Origin of the sequence: Bacteroides sp. D55t1_190419_B8 (assembly GCF_015558905.1) — a bacterium.
In the GTDB taxonomy this organism is placed as follows: Bacteria; Bacteroidota; Bacteroidia; order Bacteroidales; family Bacteroidaceae; genus Bacteroides; species Bacteroides vicugnae.
This window is the reverse complement of record NZ_JADMOU010000012.1, coordinates 20,874-40,566: the sequence shown is the minus strand read 5'-3', so window position 1 is coordinate 40,566 and position 19,693 is coordinate 20,874. Positions and strand designations below refer to the sequence as shown.

The window sequence follows — 19,693 nt, the reverse complement described above, 5'->3', positions numbered from 1 at the left end:
TCGTTAATAATGGTGACTGTTATTGCCGGGTAAGTGTCGATTCTTATCGATATTTATCCGGCATTTATTGCCGGCCATCTCTTCTATTAGCGATAAAACTTTACTTCCTATATTCCTCCCTTTTACCTTTCCTCTGTGTTTGTTCCAAATTTCCTATTAACACTTGTTTTCATTTTACTCTATTGAATGATAATAAATCCCAAATGGACTATAAATAGATGGAAACTTAATTTGTTAATTGAGTTTTCTGTATATCTTTGTTCCGTTTTTCCTTTGGAAATGAAGAGAAAACGAAAACTGCATTTTAATAAAATAGAAAAACGGATGATGACAGAGCATGGAAAAGACGCTTCCCAACGGGTAGAGTTAAGAGAACGGATCATAACGGCAGCAACAGAAGCTTTTACTTCAAAAGGCATCAAGAGTATTACGATGGATGACATTGCGGCAGCATTAGGAATTTCCAAACGTACGCTCTACGAAGTCTTTTCGGATAAAGAATCGTTGTTGAAAGAATGCATACTGAAGGCACAGGCAGACAGAGACAAGTATTTGCAGAAAGTCTTTGAACAGTCGCACAATGTGTTGGAAGTGATACTTGCAGTTTTTCAGAAAAGCATTGAGATGTTTCATCAGACGAACAAACGCTTTTTTGAAGACATTAAGAAATATCCCAAAGTATATGAGATGATGAAGAACCGGCAGGACAGCGATTCGATGAAAACCATGTCCTTCTTCAAAACAGGAGTAGAGCAGGGCATCTTTCGTCCGGATGTGAACTTCTCCATCGTCAATTTGCTGGTACGTGAGCAATTTGACGTGCTTTTGAATACAGACATCTGCAACGAATATCCTTTCATTGAAGTGTACGAGTCCATCATGTTTACTTATATACGCGGTATCTCCACCGAAAAAGGAGCAAGGGTACTGGAAGACTTTATACAAGAATATCGCAAGAACCGCATCGAATACTAGAGCAAAAGTGAGGTTCTATTGACAAACAAGTAAGATTAAATTAGAAATTCAGTTTATGAACAAGATGAAAAGATTGACAGGTCGGAAGATTCTTCTGGTAGCTGTGGCACTCTGTGCATTTGGTTTTGCAAAGGCACAGGACACGCAGATGGAGAAGAATACACTAACCTTAACCTTAGACAAAGCCTTGGAAATTGCATTGGATGAGAATCCGACAATGAAAGTGGCAGCAGAAGAGATCGCCTTAAAAAAAGTTGCCAGCAAGGAAGCCTGGCAGAGTCTGTTGCCGGAGGCTAGCATTGCCGGTTCCTTAGACCATACGATTAAAGCGGCTGAAATGAAATTGAACGATATGTCGTTCAAGATGGGGCAAGACGGAACGAATACCGCCAATGCCGGGTTGAGCATTAACCTGCCACTTTTTGTGCCGGGTGTTTACCGGGCTATGTCGATGACAAAGACGGATATTGAACTGGCAGTAGAGAAGTCACGTGCTTCCAAACTGGATCTGGTGAATCAGGTAAGCAAGGCTTATTATCAGTTGATGCTTGCGCAGGATAGCTATGAAGTGCTTCAGGGCAGCTATAAACTGGCAGAAGATAATTACAATGTAGTGAATGCCAAATATCAGCAGGGAACTGTGAGCGAATATGACAAGATCAGTGCGGAAGTACAGATGCGCAGCATTAAACCGAACCTGATCGCGGCAGCCAATGCGGTGACTTTGGCTAAGTTGCAGTTAAAAGTTCTGATGGGCATCACTGCCGATGTGGAGATAAAGATTAATGATAATCTGACCAACTATGAGACAACCATGTTTGTCAATCAGTTGAAAGAAGAGAATGTAAATCTGAACAACAATACCACCATGAAGCAGTTGGACTTGAACATGAAGTTGCTTGAAAAGAATGTAAAGTCTTTAAAGACGAACTTCATGCCGACTCTTTCCATGAGCTTCTCCTATCAGTATCAGTCATTGTATAATCCGAATATCAATTTCTTCGATTATAACTGGAGCAACAGTTCCAGCCTGATGTTCAATATCAGCATACCTTTATATAAGGCAAGCAACTTTACGAAAGTAAAATCTGCCCGTATACAGATGCGCCAGCTCGATTGGAACCGTATCGATACGGAAAGACAGTTGAATATGCAGATTGTCAGTTGTCGCAATAATATGAGTGCCAGCACAGAGCAGGTAGTCAGCAACAAGGAAAATGTGATGCAGGCAAAGAAAGCGGTGGTGATTGCCGAAAAACGTTATGATGTGGGTAAGGGCACGGTGCTCGAACTGAACAGTTCGCAAGTGTCACTGACACAGGCGCAACTCACCTACAATCAGTCCATATACGATTACCTGGTTGCTAAGGCAGACCTCGATCAGGTGCTGGGAAAAGAATAAAGATAGACAACTAAAAAATTACAAGTAAGGAATATGAAAAGAAGTATCCAATTGGTAGCCCTGCTGTTAACTGTGTTTATGGGCTCATGTACAGGTGGAAAAGACAAAGCTGCTGCGGAACATGCCGACGCAAAGCCCATTGTGAAGCTGGCAGACGTAAAAGCCCGTCCCGTAGATCAGATACAGGATTACACAGCAACGGTGGAAGCAGAAGTAAAGAATAATATTGCACCTTCGTCTCCCGTGCGTATCGACCAGATTTTTGTGGAAGTGGGCGACCGTGTGTCCAAAGGACAGAAACTTGTGCAGATGGATGCGGCCAACCTGAAACAGGCGAAGCTGCAACTTGACAATCAGGAAATAGAATTCAACCGTATCGACGAACTATATAAAGTGGGCGGTGCGTCCAAATCTGAATGGGATGCTTCGAAGATGCAACTCGATGTGAAGAAAACCGCTTATAAGAATTTGCAGGAGAATACCTCTTTGCTAAGCCCCATCAATGGTGTGGTAACTGCACGCAACTATGATAACGGCGATATGTACAGCGGTGGAGAACCGGTCTTGGTAGTAGAACAGATCACTCCCGTGAAACTCCTGATCAATGTGTCCGAAACCTACTTTACGAAAGTGAAGAAAGGTACCCCCGTCAACGTGAAACTCGATGTATATGGAGATGAAGTATTTACAGGAACCATCAATCTGGTTTATCCGACTATAGATGCCACTACCCGTACATTTCAGGTAGAGATCAGACTGGACAATAAAGACCAGCGCGTACGTCCGGGAATGTTTGCCCGTGCCACATTAAATTTCGGAACGGCAGAAAATGTAGTTGTTCCCGATTTGGCAATTGTTAAACAGGCAGGTTCAGGCGACCGTTATGTATTCGTTTATCAAGACGGCAAGGTGTCTTATAATAAAGTCGAATTGGGTAGACGCATGGGTGCGGAGTACGAGTTGAAATCCGGTGTGCCTGATAATTCGCAGGTTGTAGTTGCCGGACAGTCACGTTTGGTGAACGGTATGGAAGTAGAGGTGGAAGCCTCTTCCAAATAGAAGGTGTAAAATTCCTTTCGCCTAATGCTTTTATTAATTAACCAGATTTATAAAACAACATGAGTTTATACGAAGGTGCGGTTAAGAAACCGATTATGACCTCCCTCTGCTTTCTGGCAGTCGTGATTTTTGGTCTTTTCTCTTTGTCCAAGTTGCCTATTGACTTGTATCCGGACATTGACACGAATACAATCATGGTGATGACCGCTTATCCCGGCGCAAGTGCCTCGGATATAGAAAATAATGTGACTCGCCCACTCGAAAATACGTTGAACGCGGTGAGCAACCTGAAACATATTACCTCCCGTTCTTCCGAGAATATGTCACTGATTACATTGGAGTTCGAGTTTGGTAACGATATTGACGTGCTGACCAATGATGTGCGCGATAAACTCGACATGGTAAGTTCGCAGCTTCCCGATGATGTCGAGAATCCGATCATCTTTAAGTTTAGTACGGACATGATTCCGATCGTGTTGCTTTCCGTACAGGCCAATGAAAGCCAGTCGGCACTTTATAAGATATTGGACGACCGTGTGGTAAATCCGCTGGCACGTATTCCGGGAGTCGGAACGGTGTCTATCAGCGGTGCGCCGCAGCGTGAGATTCAGGTATATTGCGACCCTAACAAACTGGAAGCCTATCATCTGACTATCGAAACAATCAGTTCCATTATCGGAGCCGAGAACAAGAATATTCCCGGTGGTAACTTCGATATTGGTAGTGAAACCTATGCGCTGCGTGTAGAAGGTGAGTTTGATGATTCCCGCCAGCTGGAAGATGTAGTGGTGGGTACATACAATGGGGCGAATGTCTTTCTGCGTGATGTAGCCCGTATTGTTGATACCGTGGAAGAACGTGCACAGGAAACCTATAATAATGGGGTGCAAGGTGCTATGATTGTAGTTCAGAAACAGTCGGGAGCCAATTCGGTAGAAATCTCCAAGAAAGTGGCCGACGCGCTGCCGAGGCTTCAGAAGAACCTGCCGAGCGATGTGAAGATTGGTGTCATTGTCGATACTTCGGACAACATTTTGAACACCATCGACAGTTTGACGGAGACCGTTGCTTATGCCTTGCTCTTCGTTGTCATCGTCGTGTTCCTCTTTCTGGGACGTTGGCGTGCGACGCTGATTATCTGTATCACCATTCCGCTTTCATTGATTGCCTCGTTCATCTATCTGGCGGTTAGTGGAAATACAATTAATATCATTTCGCTTTCGTCACTTTCTATCGCTATCGGTATGGTGGTGGATGATGCGATTGTGGTACTTGAAAATGTAACGACCCATATCGAGCGTGGTTCCGATCCGAAACAGGCAGCCGTGCACGGAACGAATGAGGTGGCAATCTCTGTAATCGCTTCTACACTGACCATGATTGCCGTGTTCTTCCCGTTGACGATGGTAAGCGGTATGTCCGGTGTACTTTTCAAACAGTTGGGTTGGATGATGTGTGCTATCATGTTTATTTCTACGGTCGCCGCACTATCCTTGACTCCGATGCTCTGTTCCCAGTTGCTTCGTTTGCAGAAGAAGCCGTCGAAGATGTTCAAGCTCTTCTTTACTCCGATTGAGAAAGCGCTCGACGGACTCGATACCTGGTACGCGAAAATGTTGAACTGGGCTGTACGTCACCGTCCGATTGTGATTGTGGGATGTATCGTTTTCTTCGTTATCAGTTTGTTGTGTGCAAAGGGGATTGGTACAGAGTTTTTCCCGGCACAGGATAATGCCCGTATTGCCGTACAGTTGGAACTCCCGATCGGTACACGAAAAGAGATAGCGCAGGAACTTTCAGAAAAGTTGACTAACCAATGGCTGACGAAGTATAAGGACATTATGAAAGTTTGTAACTATACGGTTGGTCAGGCTGACTCCGACAACACTTGGGCATCCATGCAGGACAACGGTTCGCATATTATCTCTTTCAACATCAGTTTGGTAGACCCGGGTGATCGTAACATTTCTTTGGAAACAGTCTGTGATGAGATGCGTGAAGATTTGAAAGCCTACCCTGAATTCAGTAAGGCACAAGTAATCCTTGGAGGTAGTAACACAGGTATGTCCGCTCAGGCAAGTGCTGACTTTGAGGTTTACGGATACGATATGACAATGACCGATAGCGTGGCAGCCCGCCTGAAACGTGAACTGCTGAAAGTGAAAGGAGTGACTGAGGTAAATATCAGCCGTAGTGACTATCAGCCTGAATATCAGGTAGACTTCGACCGTGAGAAACTGGCGATGCATGGCTTGAATCTTTCGACTGCCGGTAACTACCTGCGTAATCGTGTCAATGGTGCGGTAGCATCTAAATATCGTGAAGACGGAGATGAATATGATATTAAAGTGCGTTACGCACCCGAATTCCGTACAAGTCTGGAAAGTCTGGAAAATATCCTCATTTATAATGCGCAAGGACAATCCGTTCGTGTGAAAGATGTCGGAAAGGTAGTCGAACGTTTTGCACCTCCTACCATCGAACGTAAAGACCGTGAACGTATCGTGACCGTTTCCGCCGTAATCTCCGGAGCTCCGCTGGGCGACGTGGTGGCTGCCGGAAATAAGGTGATAGATAAAATGGATCTTCCGGGAGAAGTCACTATCCAGATTTCCGGTTCGTACGAAGACCAGCAGGATTCGTTCCGCGATTTGGGAACACTTGCCATCCTGATTGTCATTCTCGTATTTATCGTGATGGCAGCACAGTTCGAGTCACTGACTTATCCGTTCATTATCATGTTCTCACTGCCGTTTGCGTTTAGTGGTGTTTTGATGGCATTGTTCTTTACGAACAGCACATTGAGCGTCATGAGTTTGTTGGGAGGTATCATGTTGATTGGTATTGTGGTGAAGAACGGTATTGTGCTTATCGACTACATCACCCTTTGCCGGGAACGTGGACTTGCAGTGTTGAACTCTGTGGTAACAGCTGGTAAGAGCCGTCTTCGTCCGGTATTAATGACTACTGCCACTACCGTGCTCGGTATGATTCCGATGGCTATCGGTGGCGGTCAGGGTTCTGAAATGTGGAGTCCGATGGCGATTGCCGTCATCGGTGGTCTGACAGTATCTACTGTGTTGACATTGATTTTGATTCCTACTTTATATTGCGTATTTGCAGGAACGGGTATCAAGAACCAGCGTCGCAAACTTCGCCGTAAACGTGATTTGGATGTTTACTTCCAGGAGAATAAAGACAGCATTATTAAGAAATAACAAAAAAAGAAATATGAAATCAGTATTGATAACATTCGACCAGGCTTATTACGAACGAATCATGGCGTTACTCGACCGTTTGGGATGTCGTGGTTTTACCTACCTCGAAAAAGTACAGGGGCGTGGTTCGAAGACAGGTGATCCGCATTTCGGAAGCCATGCCTGGCCAAGTATGTGTTCGGCTATCCTGACGGTAGTAGATGATAGCAAAGTCGATCCGCTGCTGGACACCTTGCATAAGATGGATTTACAGACGGAGCAATTAGGCCTGCGCGCATTTGTGTGGAACATTGAACGGACCATTTAAGAACGATCCGGTAGATAGATAAAAAGGAAAGGGGAATCTAATAAATAATGTAGATTCTCCTTTCTTTTTGTGGCTTTTATCTATCTTTGCGGTCGTTTTGGATTTTAGGAACATGATGGAGATAATAAAGAATTATTTGAAATATTCGTTGTGGTTTGTACTGATTGTATTTGCAGCCTTACTCGGGCTTCATTGGCTTCCGGTATTGACTATTGACGGACACACGATGAGGCGTGTAGACCTTTTGAGCGATCTTCGTTACCCCGAATCGGAGACTGCTGCAGCTGATTCGGACAGCATCCCTTTGCCTCCTGTTGTAAAACCGGCTTTTGTGGATACCTGCCGTGCGGGCATGACTTGCATAGAAGATTACAGTGATTCCACCCTCCGGGGAATGGCTCCTTTCTATGAAGCACTCGACCGTGTCTCTTCCGCTGACTCCGCTGACAAACAGGTACGCATTGCCGTATTCGGAGACTCTTTTATCGAAGCGGATATATTTACGGCCGACTTGCGCGAAATGCTTCAGAAACAATTCGGCGGTTGCGGTGTAGGTTTTGTCACCATCACTTCCATGACCAGCGGTTATCGTCCTACGGTGCGGCATACATTTGGCGGATGGTCCAGCCATGCGGTAACAGACAGCGTGTATTTCGACAAGAAGAAACAAGGAATTTCCGGACACTATTTCGTCCCCCGAAACGGAGCTTATGTAGAACTGCGCGGACAAAATAAATATGCCTCCCTGCTCGATACTTGTCAGCGTGCCTCCATCTTCTTTTATAATAAAGATTCTGTTCTTCTTTCTGCCCGTGTGAACAAAGGAGAAAACAAGAATTACTCTTTAGCTCCTTCCGATGGATTACAGCAAATTCAGGTGGACGGACACATCGGTTCTATCCGTTGGACAGTAGATCGTGCGGACTCTACCCTGTTCTATGGCTTGGCAATGGATGGAAAGAAAGGAATCATTCTCGATAACTTCTCGTTGCGTGGCAGTTCCGGTCTTTCCCTGCGTGGTATTCCGGTACAAATGCTGAAGCAGTTTAACCGCCAACGTCCTTATGATCTGATTATCCTCGAATATGGCTTGAATGTAGCTACCGAACGGGGGCGCAATTATGATAATTACCAGAAAGGATTGATTACTGCTATCGAGCATCTGAAAGAATGTTTCCCACAAGCGGGAATCCTGTTGTTGAGCGTCGGTGACCGTGATTATAAAAACGAAAACGGTGAACTCCGCACTATGCCCGGTGTCAAGAATCTGATTCGTTATCAGCAGAACATAGCTGCCGAAAGCGGCATTGCATTCTGGAATATGTTTGATGCAATGGGTGGAGACGGCAGTATGGCAAAACTCGTCCACGCCAAACCTTCTATGGCAAACTATGATTATACGCATATAAACTTCCGTGGCGGTAAACATTTGGCAGGATTGCTTTATGAAACCATGATCTATGGTAAGGAACAATACGACAGGAGGCGTGCTTATGAGAAGGAGTAATCTGCTGTTCATCTTTGTTCTTATTTTCTCCGGTCTGTTAAGTAGCCCTTGTTTTCTTACAGAAACAATTGCGCAAGACCGTATGCCTGTATGCCCTCCATTGGGAAAGACTGCAAAGCGGATAAAGCCTTTACGGGAAATGAATTGGGCGAATGATACGATCAACGTACAAATAGCCTTCCCTGCAGCTTTTCGCGAAACCGGACGGAATGAGATTATTGACAGCATTACTCTGTTGGCTCCCGTCTTTGAACATCTCCGCCAGGTACGTGCCGGACTCTCCGAAGATACAGTCCGCATCGTTCATATTGGCGATAGCCACGTGCGTGGACATATCTATCCTCAAACCACCGGTGCCCGTTTGACAGAAACCTTTGGCGCCATTTCTTATATTGATAAAGGCGTCAACGGAGCTACTTGCCTAACATTTACCCATCCGGATCGTATTGCCGAAATTGTTGCCTTGAAACCCGAATTGCTGATTCTCTCTTTCGGAACCAATGAAAGCCATAACCGGCGTTATAATATAAATGTGCACTACAATCAGATGGATGAACTTGTGAAACTGTTGCGCGACAGTCTTCCTAATATCCCTATTCTTCTGACTACCCCTCCCGGTTCCTATGAAAGTTTCCGGCAACGGAGGCGTAGACGCACGTATGCCATCAATCCCCGTACGGCAACAGCAGCGGAAACCATCCGCCGTTATGCAAAAGACCATCGCCTGCTCGTGTGGGATATGTACGATGTAGTCGGAGGGAAGCGTCGTGCCTGCACCAACTGGACAGAGGCAAACCTGATGCGTCCCGATCATGTACATTATTTACCTGAAGGATACATCCTGCAAGGAAATTTATTATACCAAGCACTTATACAAGCATATAATGACTATGTTTCCCATTGATATAGATTTCAGTAGACTAAAAGAGGTACTTACCTACGATCCGCAAGCCCCGATGATATTCAGCAGCGGTATCTTCCTTTGGCTGTTCGCTGCTTTCATGGTGGTGTATGTGTTGTTACAACGTAAATACACTGCCCGTATCTTGTTTGTCACCCTCTTTTCCTATTATTTCTACTACAAGAGTAGCGGCACATATTTCTTTCTGCTTGCTATAGTCACCGTTGCCGACTTCTTTCTTGCACAGCTAATGGACCGTGCAGAGGGGTATTGGAAACGTAAAGGATTAGTCGCTTTGAGTCTGAGTGTCAATCTGGGACTTCTTGTCTATTTCAAATATACCAATTTCCTCGGTGGAGTGATAGCGTCATTGATGGGAGGAGAGTTTACCGCTCTTGATATATTCCTGCCGGTCGGTATCTCCTTCTTCACTTTCCAGTCGTTAAGCTACACCATCGACGTTTACCGGAGAGATATAAAGCCTTTGACCAATCTTCTGGATTATGCTTTTTACGTATCTTTCTTTCCCCAGTTGGTAGCGGGACCTATCGTGCGTGCCCGCGACTTTATCCCGCAAATCCGGAAACCTCTCTTTGTTTCGCAGGAGATGTTCGGCCGCGGAATCTTTCTGATCGTATCCGGTCTTTTCAAGAAAGCCATTATCTCCGATTATATCAGCATCAACTTTGTAGAACGTATTTTTGATAATCCTACTCTCTATTCGGGGGTTGAGAATCTGATGGGAGTGTATGGTTATGCTTTACAGATTTACTGCGACTTTTCCGGATATAGTGACATGGCTATCGGTATCGCTTTATTGTTGGGCTTTCATTTCAATCTCAACTTTAATTCTCCTTATAAGTCTGCCTCCATTACCGAATTCTGGCGTCGTTGGCACATCTCTTTGTCCAGTTGGCTGCGGGATTATCTGTATATCTCTTTAGGAGGAAACCGGAAAGGCAAGTTCCGGCAATATCTGAATCTTATCATTACCATGTTTCTGGGTGGATTGTGGCATGGTGCATCTTGGAACTTCGTTCTTTGGGGAACTTTCCACGGTGTTGCTTTAGCATTGCATAAAATGTGGATGACTATCACCGGGCGTAAGAAAGGAGAACAAAGTTATGGTTGGCGGCGTGTGTTCGGAGTGATTATTACTTTTCATTTTGTCTGCTTCTGCTGGATTTTCTTCCGTAATGCCGATTTTCAGAACTCAATGGATATGCTGGGACAGATATTCACTACTTTCCGTCCGCAACTGTTCCCACAGTTACTTGAAGGATATTGGAAAGTATTCGCATTAATGTTGCTCGGCTTCCTGCTTCATTTTGCTCCCGATAGTTGGGAAAATGCAGCTTGCCGGGGAGTGATCCGTTTACCGTTCGTAGGAAAAGCAGTATTGATGGTAGCTTTGATTTACCTTGTTATTCAGATGAAGAGTTCGGAGATTCAGCCGTTTATTTATTTCCAGTTCTAAAGCATGAAACAAAAAACTTCCTCCAGATGAGTGGATTGGTTAATGTAGGATAAATGAGTCATTTTATTGATTAGTAGGGATACTATCTGGCATATTTTTTCTTTCTTTGTAAAAGAAAAAAAGAAATCATTAATCATATGGATAATTCATTCATTTATCAACCGACAACCGACCGTTATGACCGTATGCTGTATAAATATTGCGGCAAGAGCGGCTTACAGTTACCTTTTATTTCTTTGGGATTGTGGCACAACTTCGGTAGTGTGGACGACTTCACCGTGGCAACCGATATGATAAAGTATGCTTTCGACCACGGTATCACTCATTTCGATTTGGCAAATAACTACGGTCCTACTCCTGGAAGTGCGGAAACCAATTTCGGACGGATTTTGAAAGAGAATTTCCGGGGGTATCGGGATGAGATGATTATCTCTTCCAAAGCCGGACATGAAATGTGGGAGGGGCCTTATGGCGGCAATAGTTCCCGTAAAAATCTGATGGCAAGTATCGACCAAAGTCTCCGGCGCACGGGATTGGAGTATTTTGATATTTTTTATAGCCATCGTTATGACGGGATAACCCCGGTAGAAGAAACCATCCAGACATTGATTGATATTGTGAAACAAGGCAAAGCCCTCTATATCGGAATATCCAAATATCCCCCTGAACAAGCACGGATAGCTTATGAAATGATGGCGAAAGCAGGTGTACCTTGTCTTATCAGTCAATATCGTTACAGTATGTTCGACCGTGAAGTGGAAGCCGAAATCCTTCCATTGGCTGCAGAATTCGGCTCCGGATTTATCGCCTTTTCACCGTTGGCGCAAGGCTTGCTGACGGACAAATATCTGAACGGTATCCCCGAAGGTTCCCGAGCCGCACGCTCTTCCGGTTTCCTTCAGCGTTCGCAAGTCACTCCTGAAAAGATAGAAACTGCCCGACAGTTAAATGAAATGGCCCGTCTTCGTGGACAGACCTTGGCGGAAATGGCATTGGCATGGGTGCTGAGAGATGAAAGAATGACATCGGTGATAGTGGGGGCAAGTTCCGTGAATCAGTTGGCGGACAATCTTAAAGCTTTGGAACATTTAGACTTTACAGTTGAAGAACTGACAGCGATTGAACAGGTCTTGTTAAACATAGCTTAAAAAAATATTGGTCCGACTACGTATTTAGCCAAATATCTGTGTCTTTATTATCAGAACAACCTGAAAATACCATGCACAGAATTTTGTTAATTACTGTATTGTATAGCGTATTAACTGTACAAGCTCTAGCAAACGAACCTTTAAAAGGTTTTACTTATGCATCAGCACCTGCTCCAAATGGAAACGAATGGGAATCTCCCGAACAACTGTCATTGAACAAGGAGCAGCCACATGCTTATTTCTTTTCCTTTTCCAATCTTGAGAGTGCCCGGAAAGTGTTGCCGGAAAATAGTAAATATTGGAAATCCCTGAACGGAGATTGGCAGTTTTATTGGGCTCCTGCTCCTGAAATGCGTCCGAAAGAGTTTTATCAGCCCGAATTTGATGTAAGTTCCTGGGATTTGATTTCTGTGCCTTCCAATTGGAATGTTTATGGAATTCAGAAAAATGGAAGCCGGAAGTACGGCACACCTGTTTATGTGAACCAATCTGTAATCTTCGTACAGCATGTAGAAATCGGTGACTGGAAAAATGGCGTGATGCGTACCCCGCCAACCCATTGGACTACTTATAAGCACCGTAACGAGGTTGGCTCTTATCGTCGTGAGTTTGATATTCCGGAGGATTGGAAGGAACGTGAAGTATTCATTAATTTTGATGGCGTAGATTCTTTCTTCTATCTTTGGATTAACGGTCACTATATAGGTTTCTCCAAAAATTCCCGTAATACGGCCAGTTTTAATATTACTCCTTACTTGCGGAAAGGCAAAAACGTAGTCGCTGCCGAAGTGTATCGCAATTCTGACGGTTCATTTCTGGAAGCTCAGGATATGTTTCGTCTTCCGGGCATTTTTCGCACAGTATCTTTGCATGCAGTGCCGAAGGTGCACATCCGTGATTTGGTAGTTATTCCCGACTTGGACAAAAACTTTTCGGATGGCTCTTTGACGATTAAGGCGGAAATCCGTAATCTTGATAAGAAGCTGGCTAAGGACTATAAGGTTTATTATTCACTATATGCCAATAAACTCTATTCTGACGAGAATACATTGGTCGACAACCTGCTGTCAACAGTTGTAAAAGAAGTTGTGCCGGGAGAATCGGCAGATGTACAAACTGTATTTCAAGTGAAAGCACCCCGGAAATGGTCGGCCGAATTTCCCTATTGCTATACATTGGTAGCAGAATTGAAAGACAAAAAGAACCGGACGGTAGAAACGGTTTCGACTATCGTCGGCTTTCGTAAAGTGGAAATCAGGGATACACCGGCTTCGGAGGATGAGTTTGGGCTGGCAGGACGCTATTACTATGTGAACGGTAAGACCGTAAAGTTGAAAGGCGTTAATCGTCATGAATCCACTCCGTCTACCGGGCATACTGTTTCGCGGGAGATAATGGAAAAGGAGATTATGCTGATGAAGCGGGCCAATATTAATCATGTACGGAATTCCCATTATCCGGCTGACCCTTATTGGTATCATCTCTGCAATAAATACGGAATTTACCTGGAGGATGAGGCTAATCTGGAGTCACATGAATTCCGCTATGAAGAAGCTTCTCTTTCTCATCCGATAGAATGGGAGAAAGCGCATATTGCGCGTGTAATGGAGATGGTACATAGCAATGTTAATAATCCGTCTATTGTGATTTGGTCGTTAGGCAATGAGGGAGGGCCGGGAAATAATTTTGTTGCCGCCTATGAGGCGTTGAAGAAATTCGACACTTCGCGTCCCGTTCAGTATGAACGAAATAATGATATAGTCGATATGGGTTCCAATCAATATCCTTCTGTAGATTGGGTCAGTGGGGCGGCACAAGGAAAGTATGATATAAAATATCCGTTTCATATTTCCGAATATGCACATTCAATGGGGAATGCCTGTGGTAATCTTGCTGATTATTGGGAAGCGATTGAATCCACTAATTATCTGTGTGGAGGAGCTATCTGGGATTGGGTAGACCAGTCTCTATACAATTATGACCCGGCTACCGGAACCCGTTACTTGGCTTATGGCGGTGATTTTGGAGATGTGCCGAATGACGGGCAATTTGTTATGAATGGAATCATGTTCGGTGATTTGGAGCCAAAGCCTCAATATTACGAAGTAAAGAAAGTATATCAGCATATAGGGGTGAAAGCTGTTGATATAGAAAAAGGAATATTAGAGGTCTTCAATAAATACTATTTTAAGGATCTTGTAGATTATCTGGTGAAATATTCACTTTATGAGAATGGGAAAGAAATAAAATCAGACATTGTAGCCTTGGGAAGTGTAGCTCCGCGGACGAGGAAGCTTGTCACCGTCCCATATATGAATCAATCCCTGTCCGGACAATCAGAATATTTCTTGAAAATCCAATTCTGTTTGAAGGAAAAGATGCCTTGGGCGGATAAAGATTATGTGGTAGCGGAAGAACAACTTCTGATAAAGGAAGCCGATAGCCGCCCGGCGATAAGCGAGGTAGCTTCATCCGGAAATAATTTGGAACTTTCCGGTATAAAGCAGGGAGAGAATATTGTATCTGTCAAAGGAACCGGATTTGAAGTAACGTTCGACAAATCCACCGGAAGTATTCATAGCTTGAAATATAATGGCGAATTTATCATAACAGAAAGGAACGGCCCTGAATTAAATGCTTTGAGAGCTTTTGTCAATAATGACAATTGGTTCTTTTCCTCTTGGTTTGATAACGGACTGCATAATCTTCGGCATAAGGCAATCAGCCATTATATACAAGCGCAGGAAAATGGTTCGGTCATATTATCTTTTACGGTAGAGTCTCAAGCACCTAACGGTGCGTTTATCAGTGGAGGCATGTATTCCGGCAAGAACCGGATTGAGGAGCGTCCCGACAGGTCTTTCGAAAGTGATGACTTTAAATTTGTAACCAATCAGATATGGACAGTCTATCAAGACGGCTCTATTGAGTTGGAAGCCAGTATAACTTCCAATCGTCCGAATTTGGCTTTGCCGCGCTTGGGCTATGTGATGAAAATTCCCCCGAAATTTGGAGATTTCACCTATTATGGTCGTGGCCCTATTGATAATTATTCCGACCGTAAGAGCAGCCAGTTTATAGAAATACATAAAAATAAGGTTGCCAATGAATTTATAAATTTTCCCAAACCGCAAAATATGGGTAACCATGAAGATGTCCGTTGGTGTGCATTGACTGATTCGCAACATAAAGGCGCTGTTTTTATTGCTACCGGCCGGTTGTCTGTTTCTGCTTTGCCTTACTCGTCTTTGGATATGATTCTGGCATCCCACCCGTATCAACTACCTGCAGCAGGTGATACGTATTTATATCTGGATTGTGCCGTAACAGGATTAGGGGGAAATAGCTGCGGTCCGATTCCTTTGGCAAAAGACTGCGTGTATGCCGGGCATCATAATATGGGATTCATCATACGCCCGTCGGGTACGGATTTATCTGCTATCGCTGCAGTCGAACCTTCAGGAGAACTTCCCCTGTCCATAACTCGTGACCGTGTCGGAACAGTGGAGATCACTTCCGGGCAGAAAGCGGCCACTATTCAATATACGGTGAATGGAGGAAAAACTCAGGAATATAAAGCACCGATACCTTTACGTACTGGCGGAATCATTTCAGCCTGGTATAAACATGCTCCCATGATAAGAAGCAATGCGACATTCATAAAACTGGAGAGTATTCCAATGTATGTAATCTATGCCAGCAGCCAGGAATCGGGTGAAGGCAATGCTTCTCATCTTGTGGATGGTGACCCTAACACTATCTGGCATACAATGTACTCTGTCACAGTTGCCAAACATCCTCATTGGGTAGATTTGGATGCAGGTGAAATTAAGGAAATAAAGGGCTTTACGTACCTGCCACGTCACGATGTCGATAACGGGAATGTAAAGGATTATACAGTTCATGTCAGCTTGGACGGTAAACACTGGGGAGACCCTGTTCAGACAGGAACTTTTGAGAATAATCTCAATGAGAAGAAAGTATTGTTCGCAGAGCCTGTAAAGGTCCGTTATATACGTTTTACAGCATTAAGTGAACAACGGGGGCAAGATTATGCATCCGGAGCTGAAATTACAATTTTGGAGAATTGACTCCGGATAACCAATGAATTATTCTAACCTATTATTATATAACCTCGCCTTTTAAGGCATTTTGAAAAAAGTGAAACATGAAAAGTACATTTAGATTTTTAACAGTCACTGCTGCATTGTGTGCAGCAGTGGCTACCACCGGTTTCGCACAGAGTTTTGTGCATGAAACGTCCGATGGCTATGTATGGCCTACGGAACCTGCTGTCTTGCAGAACCTTGATAAATGGCAGGATCAGAAATTCGGCGTTATTTTCCATTGGGGAATATATTCGGAGCCTGGCATCATGGAATCCTGGACGCTTAGCTCGGAAGATCGTGAATGGATTTCCCGTCCTGATAATATGGCATATGATGATTACAAAAAATGGTATTGGGGATTGAAAGATTCGTTCAATCCGACTCAGTTTGACCCGGAACGTTGGGCTGAAATTATGGAAGATGCAGGGATGAAGTATGTTGTATTTACAACAAAGCATCATGACGGTTTTTGTATGTACGACAGTAAAGAAACTGATTTTACCATTGCTAAGGGAGCCTTCAAGGATAATCCTTTGAAAGACGTTACACGTCACGTCTGGGATGCTTTTCGTAAGAAAAACTTTATGATTGGAGCCTACTTCTCCAAGCCGGACTGGCATTGTGAGGATTATTGGTGTCCATATTGGGCAACACCGGACCGGAATGTGAATTATGATATTAAGAGGTATCCAGAACGTTGGAAGAGATTCTGTAATTATACTGCACGTCAGATAAATGAATTGATGACAAACTATGGGCATGTTGATATTTTATGGTTGGACGGCGGTTGGGTATGTGCCCCGGAACAGGACATCCATATGGATGAAATAGCAGATAATGCGCGTCGTACGCAACCGCATTTATTGGTTGTGGACAGGACTATACAAGGGCGGAATGAGAATTATCGTACTCCCGAACAATCCCTTTTGGAAAAGCAAAGCCTGTCTCCATGGGAAACTTGCATGACATTGACAAACCACTGGAGTTATGTCGAAGGCTCTCCATGTAAATCTGCCAACACAATTATTGCTACATTGGTAGAAACTGTGGCAAAGGGCGGAAATCTCCTTTTGGGAGTCGGCCCTACCGGGAAAGGAACTATTGATAGTGAAATAGTAGATCGTCTTCATCAGATAGGAACATGGCTGCATGTGAATGGTGAAGCTATTTATGGTACACGTCCAACACCCGTTTTTCATGATGGAAATACCTGGTTTACTGCCGCCAAGAATGGCAAGACCCGTTATGCAGTTTATTTGCTGCCGGAAAATGGACAGTTGCCTGAAACTATTGAATGGACAGGAAATCTGCCAAAAGGTAAAATGACTCTTCTGCAGAATGGGCAAAAAGTGAAATACAGTATTGAAGGTGAGAAAGTAAAAGTGGCATTGCCGAAAGGAGTCAGGAAAGAATCACTGGCTATTGCCTTTACTCCTGCAAAATGATGTGACTGAGGGACAAATAAGGAATATTATAAATAAATCGGTGGAGAGAATTCTTTTTCTCCGCCGTTTTTTATTGTTAGCAGGAGAAGAACACATATTGTTTTATTTTGAATAAATCTATCTAAAGTATTTTTGCAGACTTTCCGTCAATCTGCGGATAGCTGTTGTCATATGCGTGTTGACAGTCCTTTCGGATATGTCCAGTGCTTCACTGATTTGTTTATAGCTCATATATTCTTCCTTTGCCATACAATAGACGATTCTGGTTTTTTCTGGTAGTTGCCGGATAGCTTCCTGCATGTTTTCTTCCATATCTTTTTTCAGCAGTTTTTCTTCCGGTGTAAGTTCGTTTCCTGCTATCTCTATTGTAAACTGGTCAATGGAGCTTAGGTTATCTTGACGATTTTTCTCTAAAAATGTGATTGCATGATTCTTGACCGTTATAAATAAATAAGAATCCCAGTCTTTCACATTTTTCAGATTCTCACGTTTATTCCATAAAGTAAGAAAAACCTCAGACAATACATCTTCAGCTGATAAGGTTGATTGAACGAAATAAACTGCAATTGAATAGCATTTCTTAAAGTACCGCTTATACATCTTTTCAAAACAGGAAGCATTTCCTTCACTGATTTGTCGTAATAGATAAGTTATGTCATCTTTCTCTTGAGACATGGCTAACTAATTGGTTATAAAATGATTAAAATCGATTTGTTGATATGTAGAAGCATCTATTAACAAAATTTATTTGCAAAAATAGCTTTTTATTTGATTATAACTACGTATTTTGAATTTTATTTCTGTCTTTATATATAGAAGCGCTTTATAATATTTATAAGAAGATGAAAGAGAATAGTAATATATGGGACTTACTTGCCAAGAGAACTGATCATTCCCTGAGCAAAGAAGAGGAAGAAGCATTGGAACGGCTGTTGGAGGAAGATGCCTCGTTGCACCGTGCTTCCCGGTTAGTGGATGAATCACAGGTGAAAATGGATACTCATTTGCTTGAGGAAACAATGAACCGGACTTGGGATAAGGTTGAAACCGGCATGAAAACAGAAAAGAAACATCGTTCGATGTTGCTCATCCGTCGTTATGCTGCTGCGGCTTGTATTGCTACTTTATTCATCTTGGGAGGACTTCTGGGTTATCAGACATGGAGTAAACCGGATATGTTGATTGTGATGAACCAGGGAAAAGAAGCTTTGCTTTTTACACTTCCCGACAATTCAAAAGTTTGGCTGGGTGGCGGTTCCAGATTGAAATATCCGGATAAGCTGTCAGCCCGCGGTCGGGAGGTATATTTGGAAGGGGAAGCATTTTTTGATGTGAAGAAAGATAATGGAAGAACCTTTCAGGTAATAACTGATGTAGTGGAAGTAACGGTGTTGGGTACCCGTTTCGATGTGAAGGTATCGAAGTCGGAAAAGATGGCGGAAGTTGTACTCGAATCCGGTTCTGTCCAATTGAACGAATGTAATGAAACAGGTGAAGGAGTGATTTTGCGGCCGGGTGAGATGGGACGTGTCAGGCAGCAGTCCGGTATTGAGGTGCATCATGTGGATTTGCAGCTTTATACTACCTGGAAAGATAAATATATGAATATAGAGTCTCAAAAGATGGAGAATGTCATGTTTATGTTAAGTAAACGCTATCATACGGAGATTCGTATTGAAGGTGATGATTTGAAAGAAGAAATATTTTCGGGACGTTTTGATATAGAACAAACCTTGGATAATATTTTTGAGACAATCAGGCAGATGACTCCCATTCATTATCAGAAACAAGCGGACGGCACTTATCTAGTGACTCCAAAATAAGAAATAGGCAGCCTAATATATGATAATTTGAAAAAGAATTGCTAACCCTAAAAAGAAAAATGATGAACACTACCTGAGAATGAAAAAAGGACTGGAGAGTTCCCGTTCTCCAATCCTTTTGATTAAAATTAATCTCTATCCTATTATTAATTTTAAATTGCAAATTTATGAAAAATATTTCAATCCCAAAGGGAATGAAAGGCTTTATTTTGCCTTCTTCCTTTTTGGGGAAGAGGAGATTTTATGTCTGGCTAATACTGTTTTTACTACTTCTGATACCTGTCCAGATAAAAGCGCAGCAATCTGAATTGCTGACAATAAA

The 19,693-nt window shown here is 43.3% G+C and carries 14 protein-coding genes; 13 read left to right on the top strand and 1 reads right to left on the bottom strand.

Going from position 1 to position 19,693, the window contains the following annotated elements:
* Window positions 1-324: 324 nt before the first annotated feature.
* The 11 genes from I2I13_RS12370 (at window position 325) to I2I13_RS12320 (ending at window position 17,548) form a co-directional block, all read left to right on the top strand.
* On the top strand, window positions 325-975 hold the full coding sequence (locus tag I2I13_RS12370) for a TetR/AcrR family transcriptional regulator (protein ID WP_148365511.1): 651 nt from the start codon (window positions 325-327) through the stop codon (window positions 973-975).
* Between the two features lie 55 nt (window positions 976-1,030).
* The gene (locus I2I13_RS12365; protein WP_148365510.1) at window positions 1,031-2,377 is read left to right on the top strand and encodes a TolC family protein; all 1,347 of its coding nucleotides are present in this window, start codon (window positions 1,031-1,033) and stop codon (window positions 2,375-2,377) included.
* 33 nt (window positions 2,378-2,410) lie between these two features.
* Window positions 2,411-3,436: an efflux RND transporter periplasmic adaptor subunit gene (locus tag I2I13_RS12360; protein ID WP_195649632.1), complete on the top strand. Its 1,026-nt coding sequence runs from the start codon at window positions 2,411-2,413 to the stop codon at window positions 3,434-3,436.
* 59 nt (window positions 3,437-3,495) lie between these two features.
* Window positions 3,496-6,654 (top strand): efflux RND transporter permease subunit, encoded by a 3,159-nt coding sequence (locus I2I13_RS12355; protein WP_148365508.1) that lies wholly within the window; start codon window positions 3,496-3,498, stop codon window positions 6,652-6,654.
* Window positions 6,655-6,667: 13 nt separating this feature from the next.
* Window positions 6,668-6,961 carry a PG0541 family transporter-associated protein gene (locus tag I2I13_RS12350; protein ID WP_005675458.1) on the top strand — a complete coding sequence of 98 codons (294 nt, stop codon included), beginning with the start codon at window positions 6,668-6,670 and terminating at the stop codon, window positions 6,959-6,961.
* Window positions 6,962-7,076: 115 nt separating this feature from the next.
* Window positions 7,077-8,468: an SGNH/GDSL hydrolase family protein gene (locus I2I13_RS12345; protein ID WP_195649647.1), complete on the top strand. Its 1,392-nt coding sequence runs from the start codon at window positions 7,077-7,079 to the stop codon at window positions 8,466-8,468.
* Window positions 8,422-9,372, top strand: a complete 951-nt coding sequence (locus I2I13_RS12340) for an SGNH/GDSL hydrolase family protein (RefSeq protein WP_370540828.1) — start codon at window positions 8,422-8,424, stop codon at window positions 9,370-9,372. The genes I2I13_RS12345 and I2I13_RS12340 overlap by 47 nt, the downstream gene beginning before the upstream one ends.
* The gene (locus tag I2I13_RS12335) at window positions 9,359-10,846 is read left to right on the top strand and encodes an MBOAT family protein (RefSeq protein ID WP_195649646.1); all 1,488 of its coding nucleotides are present in this window, start codon (window positions 9,359-9,361) and stop codon (window positions 10,844-10,846) included. The genes I2I13_RS12340 and I2I13_RS12335 overlap by 14 nt, the downstream gene beginning before the upstream one ends.
* Window positions 10,847-10,983: 137 nt before the next feature.
* Window positions 10,984-11,994: an aldo/keto reductase gene (locus tag I2I13_RS12330; protein ID WP_195649631.1), complete on the top strand. Its 1,011-nt coding sequence runs from the start codon at window positions 10,984-10,986 to the stop codon at window positions 11,992-11,994.
* A gap of 71 nt (window positions 11,995-12,065) precedes the next feature.
* On the top strand, window positions 12,066-16,085 hold the full coding sequence (locus I2I13_RS12325) for a glycoside hydrolase family 2 TIM barrel-domain containing protein (protein ID WP_195649630.1): 4,020 nt from the start codon (window positions 12,066-12,068) through the stop codon (window positions 16,083-16,085).
* A gap of 77 nt (window positions 16,086-16,162) precedes the next feature.
* Window positions 16,163-17,548: an alpha-L-fucosidase gene (locus I2I13_RS12320; protein ID WP_195649629.1), complete on the top strand. Its 1,386-nt coding sequence runs from the start codon at window positions 16,163-16,165 to the stop codon at window positions 17,546-17,548.
* A gap of 117 nt (window positions 17,549-17,665) precedes the next feature.
* Here the strand turns inward: I2I13_RS12320 and I2I13_RS12315 are convergent, their stop codons facing one another.
* Window positions 17,666-18,223, bottom strand: coding sequence for an RNA polymerase sigma factor (locus I2I13_RS12315; RefSeq protein WP_195649628.1), 558 nt, complete (start codon window positions 18,221-18,223; stop codon window positions 17,666-17,668).
* A gap of 167 nt (window positions 18,224-18,390) precedes the next feature.
* Here I2I13_RS12315 and I2I13_RS12310 point away from each other — a divergent pair, with 167 nt between their 5' ends.
* Window positions 18,391-19,371 carry a FecR family protein gene (locus tag I2I13_RS12310; protein ID WP_195649627.1) on the top strand — a complete coding sequence of 327 codons (981 nt, stop codon included), beginning with the start codon at window positions 18,391-18,393 and terminating at the stop codon, window positions 19,369-19,371.
* 79 nt (window positions 19,372-19,450) lie between these two features.
* Window positions 19,451-19,678 carry a hypothetical protein gene (locus I2I13_RS24520; RefSeq protein WP_229128632.1) on the top strand — a complete coding sequence of 76 codons (228 nt, stop codon included), beginning with the start codon at window positions 19,451-19,453 and terminating at the stop codon, window positions 19,676-19,678.
* Window positions 19,679-19,693: the final 15 nt, after the last annotated feature.